Genomic DNA, 10,001 nt, shown 5'->3' with positions numbered 1-10,001 from the left:
GTCTGTTGATGCGGTGATGATATACGCCCAAAAGGGCCACGGCAGGCGTGCCGATTTGTATACTGATTACACCTTTGCCGTATGGGATGGCGATAAACTGGTGCCATTTGCTAAAGCCTACTCCGGCCTTACTGATCAGGAAATTAACAAGGTAGATTATTTCATCAAACGGAATACTCTTGAAAAATTTGGCCCGGTACGTACGGTAAAACCCGAGCTGGTTTTTGAGATAGGGTTTGAAGGGATTAATAGATCAACCCGCCATAAATCGGGCATTGCTTTGCGTTTTCCGCGTATATTGCGCTGGCGGCACGATAAGCCCAAAGAAGAAGCCGATACATTAGAGAGTTTAAAAGCTTTATTAAATGAATAAATAGAAACTAAGTGCTTAAATGAAACATTACCTCCATAGAAGATCTATAGGACTCTTTTTCAACACGCTCCCATTCATTCGTATTCTTTAGTAAATCACCTTCTCGGAATTGAATATAATTATCAATTATGAACTTTTCAATTTTGCGAAGTTTTGTCCTTTGCTTTCTATCATTATTGATTATAGGTGTAATATGATTGATATCAACATCGGGCCTTATAATTTTTATAATCTCTAAAATTATCCAGGTATCGTAGCTGTCTTCTGGCAGTTCAGAAAAAGCCCTTACGGAAGATAGAAAAGACATCTCCGTTTTAATGTATTTATTAATTAACTCATTAAACTCCTCCAATTTTCCCGTATCAATGTTTTTTTTCGACAGTTTGAATAGAGTAAAGAAACCTATTTCATTGGAATCAAAATCAACTGCGCTTATTGTCTTTGTTAATAAATCAATTTTTAATTTACTAAGACTTGAAGCGTCACGTAGTTCTTGATTTGTCATTGCCTTAACCTTGTCTATCATTGAGGTAGGTTTAGCAAGTGGTTGTTTTTGGCGAAAAAGGTTCCTGAAAAAACTCATAAGGTGATTGTCTGCTGTTGACTTAAATATAGTTATTTTAGTGGCAAACTTGTTAAATGAATGAGATTCTGCACATACTGAACGGAGATTCTACCTTAAGTGGCTTTGAACAAACGGGTCTTGATGGTGATACAATGATTTGGCGCGAGGTTTTATCTGAAGGCCCGGTATCAAAAAATGTTTCTTCTGCTGATTTTTGGGAGAAGCGTTCTGAATTTATCTGCAAAACATTTGATGAAACACCCGAACACTATCATGATAGGGTGATTGTTCATCTTGAAAAATTAAACGAGCCTTATCATGAAATAAACTTGTGGTTTGAGTATGATCTGCATTGCCAAATAAACCTGTTAGGCGCCATGATGCTGCTTGAGCAGCAAACCAATTTATCTGCACCGGCCATTTACCTCATTTGTCCGGCCGAATTTCCGGGCATCGAAAACTTTGGCGGAATGGGCGAATTAAACGGCGAACAGCTGGAATACCTGTATGATACCATCCGGGTGCAATTAGGGAAATATGACTTTACCCTTGCCACCCAGGCATGGAATTTATATGTAAACAATAATGCCGAAGCCTTAAAAATATGGCTGAATGAAACACTATTTTGGGGAAACCTGCAACAATTGAAATTGGCAATGCAGGCGCATTTGAAACGCTTACAGGTTAATGAAAATGGTTTGAATTACATCCATCAAAAACTGCTTGATATTTATAAAAGCGGCATCACCAATAAACACGAAATCTATAGCGCCTTTTGGCAAACCGAAAAGATCTATGGGATGGGTGATAGTGAGCTGGATATCTATCTCAGCTATCTTGCCCATCGCGGATATATACTTGAACGATAGCTACTTCGCCGCCACCACTATAGTTGGCGACCGCTCACTTTCATTCTTTAACCTATCAATGGCGGTCACTACATAAAAATACGTTTTTCCGGCTTGCACATTTGTATCCTGGTAAATGGCTGTGGTATCGTATTGAATGTGTAAAATATTCTTTGGATCCTCCATATTAAACTTTTCGTTTTCGCCAAAGCGGTATATTACATAACCATAAACCGGTTCGTTATCCTGGGCAATTAACGGTGTTTCCCATTTTAATAAAACACCTTTGCCTTCTGTTTTCCCTGTGAAATTTTGAGGAGGCATTGGCGGCACAGAATCCAGCCATAGCATTGGTGGTGGTAATGCCGGATAACGATAAAAGTCTTTCTTTAATGAATCAGACAAATGGTTGGCATTGGCTACCAAGTTTAATGACCGGAAATATACACTCCCCTGTACCCGTGGGTTTGCACGGATCAGCCGCAGCTGGTTAGGTATCTCAGACGGATTTTTGAAAGCCGGGCTCCGGGCTTCATAAAATTTATATGGCGCCTGCCCAATATATAAATGCCGGTTGTAGGTGTTATTGCTCCACCAATACAGTAGCTTATCAAATGCTGCCGGGCGATAGCCAATATGCCAGTAAATTTGTGGGTTTATGTAATCTATCCAGCCTTCTTGCATCCATTTACGTGAATCTGCAAAGTTCTCAAAATATGATGAGCCGCCGGCGGTTTCAGAACCATCAGGGTGTTGCCTTATATTGGCCCAGATCCCAAAGGGACTGATACCAAATTTCATGTTCGGTTTATATTTATGAATGCTGTCGCCAAGCATATGAATCAGCTTATCAACGTTATCCCGCCGCCAGTCGCGTATATCATCAAAGCCTTCGCCGTATTTGGCGTAAGCATCAGCATCATTAATAATCTGTCCTTTAATGGGATACGGATAAAAATAGTCATCCATATGAATGCCGTCAACATCGTAATTCTTAACCACATCCAATATTACCTGAACTATATATTCGCGCACTTCAGGCAAACCGGGATTAAATAGTTTTATGCCTTCGTAAATAAAGAACCACTCTGGCTTGGTGCGGGTGATGTGGTTTGGCGCAAGGGTATTAAACTTACCATCAAAAGTAGCCCGGTATGGATTAAACCAGGCATGCAATTCCATCCCGCGTTTATGCGCCTCGGTTGTGGCAAATTCCAGCGGGTCATATAATGGATTTGGTGCCCGGCCCTGTACCCCGGTTAAATATTTTGACCACGGTTCACGGCTTTTCGCGTAGAAAGCGTCGGCAGCGGGCCTCACCTGAAACATTACCGCGTTAATACCGGTTTGCTGATAAGAGTTTAGCTGATCTGTAAGATCTTTTTTTTGACTTTCTGTTGTAGCTTTGGCATTTTGCGGCCAGTCCAGGTTTACTACGGTGGCCATCCAAACACCCCGGAATTCGCGCTTGGGTTCGGTTTTAATAATCTCCTCTTGTGTAACTGTTTGAGCAAATGTTAATGAGAATGTTAGTGAAAAGCAAACTAAAGACAGAAGGTATTTGTATAAATGCATTAAGCAGATGTTTTATTAAAAGTTGCAAATATATAAACTGATTGTTTAGCAGTTTTATTATTAATATAATAAAAACAGGCATTTTGTGTTTTAGTCATATTGTAGTTACTTTAGCCCGCAATACAATTGTAACATAGGCAAACAGATTTTTATATTTTTTATTTCTATTTTGCTTATATTTAATTTAGATAAAAAAAGAAACCATAGTAATTGACACAACCCGTTGTTGCTAATAACTTTAATTATTAAACCATGGAATACCAACCCCAACCAGAACAAGCCCCTAAAAAAAATTCGAATGTTATTTACTTTCTTATAGCCGTAGTGGTGGCGTTGTTAGGTACAGATGTATATTTATATACTCAAAAAAATAAATCGGATACAAAAATCGTTTACCAGAACGATGAAAAAACAAGATTGCAGACCGAACTTGACAGCCTTGAGGCCCAAATAGAGCAGGTAAATGCCGGCCGTGCAAAAATGACTGTAGCAATGCAGGCCAAAAATGATTCGCTGAGGGCTAAAATTAAGGTTTTAAGAAGTGAACTGGCAAAAGGTAAACTAACAGTTGCCGAATTGAATAAAGCGCAGGAAGATATTAAACAGTTAAGGTATTTTGTAACTAAATACACTGCCGATATTGAAGAGCTGAAAAAGGAAAACGTAACCTTAGCTACCGAACGCGATACCTTAAAAACCAACCTGGCCAGTGTAAGCGAAAAAGCTACCACACTTGAAAAACAAAACCAGGAGCTTGATACCAAGGTAAAAGTAGCATCGGCAATAAAAATTGGCAGTGCTAATGTTGTTGCCTATAAGGTAAAGAACAGCGGTAAAGAATCTGACGTGACCAAGGCCAAGCAGGCCCAAAAAATAAAAATAAACTTTAATGTTGCCAGCAATGCTGTTGCAGAAAAAGGCATGCATGATATTTATGTGCGTATTATAGACCCAACAGGTAACCTCATTACTCAACCTGATTCAGGCACATTTAATGCCGATAGCCAGGACCTGCAATACACCTATAAAACAGCTATTGATTTTAAAGATGATGGCAGCGGTTATATTATTGACTGGGTTAATCCATCGCCTTTTCAGAAAGGTACTTACACCGTATTACTGTATGCCGATGGCTTTACAATGGGTAAAACAGAAATTACGCTTAAATAAGCAAGGGCTTTGATATTAAAAACCCGGTTATGTTTTGCATAACCGGGTTTTTTTATGCCACATCTGCAGCGGGAAAGCTTAGATAAAATGTAGTGCCTATGCCAATGGTGGTTTCAAACCAAATTTTACCGTTAGCATTCTCTATTGAGTTTTTAACAAATGCAAGGCCCAGCCCCGTACCCGAGCTTTTGGTGGTAAAGTTAGGCTCAAAGATCTTCTCACGCATGTTTTCAGGTATGCCGTTGCCATTATCTTTAATGGTAAGCAGTATGTTCTTGCTCGTGATCAGAAACTCAATCCCGATAATGCATTGTGTGTCTTGCGGGGTTGCCTCAATAGCATTTTTTAAAAGGTTATTAAAACAACGCAATAACTGGTCACGGTCTGCACCTATATAAAAAGCATTTTCGGGAAGCTGTACCTGTATGGTAACATTATCCATATGTTTAAATATGGTTACTGCCTGGTTCAGCATTTCAAAAATATTTATCCGCTCAATACGTGTATCAGGCATCTTTGCAAAGGCCGAAAACTCTGATGCGATGGACGAAAGGCTTTCTATCTGCTCAACAAATGATTTGCTAAAGCGTTCAAACTTTTGGTCAAACTTAGGGTCTTTGTCCTTCCATGATTTATCCAGCAGCTGTAAACCCAGTTTTAAAGGCGTAAGAGGGTTTTTTATTTCATGGGCAACCTGCTTAGCCATTTCGCGCCACGCGCTTTCCCTTTCAGACTGTGCCAGCTTTATGGCGCTGTTTTCCAGTGCGGCAATCATATTGTTATACTCTTTAACCAGTGCGCCTATCTCATCATTACGTTCCCACATAATAGGCTCGTTTTTTTTGCCATATATGGTTTTACTTAAGTTGTATTGTATGAAGTTTAGCGGGGCGGTTATCTGGCGGGCAATAATTACAGCAAATAAACCAATAGCAATAAATACCAATGCATAAACATTTATCATAATGTTAAGCAGCGAGCCAATACGTTCGGTATAATCGCTTTCGTTGGCAAAATAAGGCAGCTGCAGGTAGGCTATTGTTTCGTGTTTTACATTCCTTACTGGTACATAAGCCGCTTTGTACTTTAACCCGCCAATTTTTTCTTCATTAATTACCTCAGATTTTTGCTGGGCGCTTAAAGCGATATAAGCCTTTGCATTAATTCTGCGCGCAAGTAAACCATATTCATATATTTTTGGTTGCGTTGATATTAACGGCGTCCCATTCAAATTAAACAGGGTCATATCTGCCGAATAGGTGGATGATAACTGATCAAATCCTACCCTGCCTTCTTCAGTAATATTGTTAATATAGTTTTTTAACGGCCCAATTTCTAATGCAGCGGCAAGCTGCATGATCTTAGAGCGGATGAGCCTATCCTGCTGCACCTGGTATTGGGTGCTTATTGATATAAATGTTATAAAACCTACCAGTACAAGCGTTATTACCACTGCAAATATCATAGAAAACTGTATGCGCGTTTTGTATAATATCCTATCAAAGTTTATTTTAAAGCTCCAGTTTATACGGTTATTATTAATGTTAAATATCTTCACTTTTACCCACAGCAAGCGTATTAAAATAACAACCGCGCTAAATACCAGTAAGAAAACAAAAAAGAAAGTAAGCGCAGTAAGGGTTGACAGGAAGGCATTTTCTTCTTTACTAACAACAATTAAATTACGTTCGCTGGGCTTGTATAGCAAGTGGCTATATTTAGTAAACTGATCAAAACCAACAGAATCAACGCCTCTATTGGTTTGAATGGTGTATTTTTTTAACTCCCCTTTAAAGGTTTTGTTAATTACACTATAAATATAGCTGCCGTTTTGCCCTATCAGCCGGTTATCAGTATAAAACGCGTAAGAATAATCTTTAAATTCATTCTCTGGTTTAATGTCCTTGTCTATTAATAGCTCCGGAAAAGTTCCGGCAGCAAGAAATGGTTTTGATCGTAGTTCAATTACTATTGTGCCTAAGTTTTTACCGTTATCAATTACCGGTAATATGGCAAAGTAGCTTTGAATACCAAACGAATCATTCTCCCGGTAAAAATAATCAGATACTTTAAATGAGCTATAAACCACCAGATCCTTAAAGTTCTCAAGCGAGTAGCTTTTATCTGCAGATATTGGCTTGTTAAATTCATTAAATTCATGAACCTTAAAGTCGTACTTAGATAAGTACCGGTCAAAATACAGTTTTTGTAAACGTACTTTCAGGTAATCGTTATCATGGTCATTAGTAATAAAATACCTGGCAATAAAAGGGTCAATAATTATCTGTTTTTCTACTTTTTTAAACAGGATATCGGCAGTTAGGTCATCCGGTATCTCCAGCCGTTGTATCAATACCTTGCGGGTTTCCCGTTCCTTAATCGATTCAAAATAATTAAGCTTTATAGCTGATATAACAGCGCATATTAATACGATGCTAATAAAAGATGCCGCGCTAAACTTCCTGTCATAAAACACATACGCATATCCTCTTATAAAAACCAATGCCCCCCAAAGTATGTAAAACAAAGTAAAGCCATTTAAATAGGTTGCCACAGCAGTAGCAATAACAAGTGCTGCTAACAGCATTATTGCCTGCTGTAATGGAGGGATATCCAGCTTAGTGTAAATTGTAAGTATTACCTCGTTTAGTAAAAAAAATATCAGGAAGCCAAAACACAACATTAACACACCAAGTAAGCTAAATGTGGTAAGGTTTAAAACATTGTTTACATCAAAGTTGATCTTGGAGTTGATAACCAATCCGTAAAACAGGTTGAGCAGCATTGTTGAAGTAACGATAAGTACAAGCAGGCTGGTAATAAATATTAAATAACTGCTAACCTTACCCGGAACATTGCTAATGAGCTTATTGCGCTGTGTGTATAAAAAGCCCACAAACCAGCATATAGCTAATATATTAATGCATAAATCGCCTAACGAAGGATATACATAACTTGATGCATAAAATATAGGATTGAACAGCGTTAGCTGCTGTGTAAAATATGGCCAGCCATAATGCAGATTAACAAACCTGAAGAGTACAATAAATACAGCCAAAACCAATAACGACAGGTACACATGGTTTTTTTTATTGGCCAGGTAGGTTATAATATTATGTATAAATATGCAAAGGGTGAGTATTGATGTAACCCAGATAAATATTTCAAAGTAAAAAAAATGGTTGTTAACCCTGCCTTTAATCAGCTTTACCGAAAAAAGATAGGTGCCATTTACATCATGTATCGCATAAATATCCCTATCAATAAAATCGGCTATATCAATGTTCTTGTCATCACTAATGCCGGTGGCAAAAGAGTTCTCGAGGTATTTGTTCTCAAACGCGTAATTGTTTTTTACAGGGATAAGAAACAGTGCCTTAAAATCTCCCTGCGTTTTTTTTATGACCTCATAATATCCGTTTGGAAGTTTCATAAACGAACAACCTTCTTTTATCTTATTGGGGTTGGGCAATGCTTTAACGCCGCTCCAAAAATATAGTTGGTCGTTTTTATACGTGAGGACCCAAATTCTTTTAATAATAGTATAATCATTAATAAAATTTGCCGCATTTGGAGAGTTAAAAGAAAGCTGCTTTATCTCATCAAAAGACTTTTTATTGTTTATGATGTCATAAACGTAGTTTTCTTTTTCATGTAGATTTTTTTCGAGTACGCGTGCTGTTTGCGCAAGATTATTTGCAGGTGTATATGTTTTTTCAACAACAATTGCTGTAAACAATAAACTGGCAAATAGCACAACCAGCAGTATACGTATTTTTCCGGCGGTGGTCACTCTGTTTAAATCTACTTAAAAAAACGTTTATAAAACTAAAGCCATCATAACGATGGCTTTGTAATTTATTGTATGGCAGCACTTGCTGTGGCTACTTCTCTGTTTACCTTTTTTACCAGGCCCTGCAATACTTTTCCCGGCCCTACTTCCGTAAAGGAGGTTGCACCGTCATCCAGCATATGCATTACTGTTTGTGTCCACCTAACCGGCCCGGTTAGCTGGGCTATAAGGTTATGCTTTATATGCTCAATATCGGTATATGGCTTGGCGTCAATATTTTGATATACAGGGCAAATGGGTTCTTTGAATTCTGTTTGTAAAATGGCGTCTTCTAATTCAACCCGTGCCAATTCCATTAACGGCGAATGGAAAGCACCGCCTACGTTTAATTTTAAAGCGCGTTTAGCGCCCGCTGCGGTCATTTTTTCGCAGGCAGCATCAACGCCTGCAATTGTGCCCGATATTACCAGCTGGCCCGGGCAGTTATAGTTTGCCGGAACAACAACATCGGTAAGCTGCTGACAAATATCCTCAACCGTAAAATCATCCAGCCCTAAAATAGCAGCCATTGTTGAGGGCTGGATCTCGCAGGCTTTTTGCATAGCATTGGCGCGCGCCGCAACCAAACGCAAGCCGTCTTCAAACGACAATGCACCGGCCGCAACCAGCGCTGAAAATTCGCCCAGTGAATGACCTGCAACCATTTCAGGTGCGAAATCGTCACCTAAAACTTTGGCTAAAATAACCGAGTGCAGAAATATGGCAGGCTGTGTAACATTGGTTTGCTTCAGGTCTTCTTCGGTACCATCAAACATTACATCAGTTATGCGGAACCCTAAAATTTCGTTAGCCTTTTCAAATAATTCACGTGCTTGTTCACTTTGCTCGTAAAGGTCCTTGCCCATACCCGGAAACTGGGCGCCCTGCCCTGGGAAAATGTATGCTTTCATTTATTTGGTTATTGGTTGATTAAAGTTGATTAAGTGAATAGTTAAAAGCGTTAACCATTCTCTCAATCAACCATTTTCTATACTAACTTAATCTCGACGAGATCAGATTTAAAAATTCTGTCCTGGTTTTTTCTTTTAAAAACTCGCCCGTAAATGCCGATGTGGTAGTTACCGAGTTTTGTTTTTGTACGCCACGCATACTCATGCAAAGGTGGCGGCATTCAATAACCACACCCACACCTATTGGGTTTAGCGTTTCTTGTATGCAATCGCGTATTTCGTTGGTTAAACGTTCCTGCACCTGTAAACGGCGGGCAAATACATCAACTATACGCGGTATTTTGCTTAAGCCAACAACATAGCCATTAGGGATATAGGCCACATGCGCTTTACCAAAGAATGGCAGCATGTGGTGTTCGCACATAGAGTATACCTCAATGTCTTTTACAATCACCATTTGGCTGTATTCTTCTTTAAACATGGCCGATTTCATTATCTCGTTTGCATCAAGATCATAACCATGTGTAAGATAAAGCATGGCTTTGGCTATACGTTCGGGCGTTTTCAGCAAACCTTCGCGCCCTGGATTTTCGCCTATCTGTTTTAATACCTCAAGGTAATTGGCAGACAGGTTTTGTATCAGCTCCGGGTTATAGCGGTCAATTTTTTGGTAGCCATTAATGCCCGCGTCCCTGTCTGGAATGTTATCGTCGTTGATCATGGATTA

At 39.0% G+C, this 10,001-nt stretch carries 7 protein-coding genes and 1 pseudogene; 3 read left to right on the top strand and 5 right to left on the bottom strand.

Features of this window, described 5'->3' with window-relative positions; translation table 11 throughout:
* Nucleotides 1-373 (top strand): annotated as a pseudogene (locus WC743_RS24820) (ATP-dependent DNA ligase); the annotation flags it as partial.
* A 7-nt stretch (nt 374-380) separates the two neighbouring features.
* On the opposite strand, the gene WC743_RS24815 reads toward WC743_RS24820, so the two are convergent.
* Entirely contained in the window at nt 381-899 is a 519-nt protein-coding gene (locus tag WC743_RS24815) for a hypothetical protein (protein ID WP_373016244.1), read from the bottom strand.
* A 113-nt stretch (nt 900-1,012) separates the two neighbouring features.
* On the opposite strand from WC743_RS24815, the gene WC743_RS24810 reads away from it, so the two are divergent.
* Nucleotides 1,013-1,807 carry a hypothetical protein gene (locus tag WC743_RS24810; RefSeq protein ID WP_373016243.1) on the top strand — a complete coding sequence of 265 codons (795 nt, stop codon included), beginning with the start codon at nt 1,013-1,015 and terminating at the stop codon, nt 1,805-1,807.
* On the opposite strand, the gene WC743_RS24805 is transcribed toward WC743_RS24810, so the two are convergent.
* On the bottom strand, nt 1,808-3,361 hold the full coding sequence (locus tag WC743_RS24805) for a glycoside hydrolase family 10 protein (protein ID WP_373016242.1): 1,554 nt from the start codon (nt 3,359-3,361) through the stop codon (nt 1,808-1,810).
* 252 nt (nt 3,362-3,613) lie between these two features.
* On the opposite strand from WC743_RS24805, the gene WC743_RS24800 reads away from it, so the two are divergent.
* On the top strand, nt 3,614-4,531 hold the full coding sequence (locus tag WC743_RS24800) for a hypothetical protein (protein ID WP_373016241.1): 918 nt from the start codon (nt 3,614-3,616) through the stop codon (nt 4,529-4,531).
* 52 nt (nt 4,532-4,583) lie between these two features.
* Here WC743_RS24800 and WC743_RS24795 read toward each other — a convergent pair whose 3' ends face one another.
* From WC743_RS24795 to folE, 3 genes are all read right to left on the bottom strand, one after another.
* A complete protein-coding gene (locus tag WC743_RS24795) occupies nt 4,584-8,324 on the bottom strand; it encodes an ATP-binding protein (protein ID WP_373016240.1) in 3,741 nt (1,246 codons plus the stop codon).
* 65 nt (nt 8,325-8,389) lie between these two features.
* Nucleotides 8,390-9,274, bottom strand: coding sequence for an ACP S-malonyltransferase (fabD, locus tag WC743_RS24790; RefSeq protein WP_373016239.1), 885 nt, complete (start codon nt 9,272-9,274; stop codon nt 8,390-8,392).
* An 82-nt stretch (nt 9,275-9,356) separates the two neighbouring features.
* On the bottom strand, nt 9,357-9,995 hold the full coding sequence (gene folE / locus WC743_RS24785) for a GTP cyclohydrolase I FolE (protein ID WP_373016238.1): 639 nt from the start codon (nt 9,993-9,995) through the stop codon (nt 9,357-9,359).
* Between the last annotated feature and the right edge of the window lie 6 nt (nt 9,996-10,001).

The organism is Mucilaginibacter sp. (genome assembly GCF_041660805.1).
Taxonomy (GTDB): Bacteria; Bacteroidota; Bacteroidia; order Sphingobacteriales; family Sphingobacteriaceae; genus Mucilaginibacter.
Note: the sequence above shows the minus strand (reverse complement) of the source record. Positions and strands in the feature narration are given on the sequence as shown.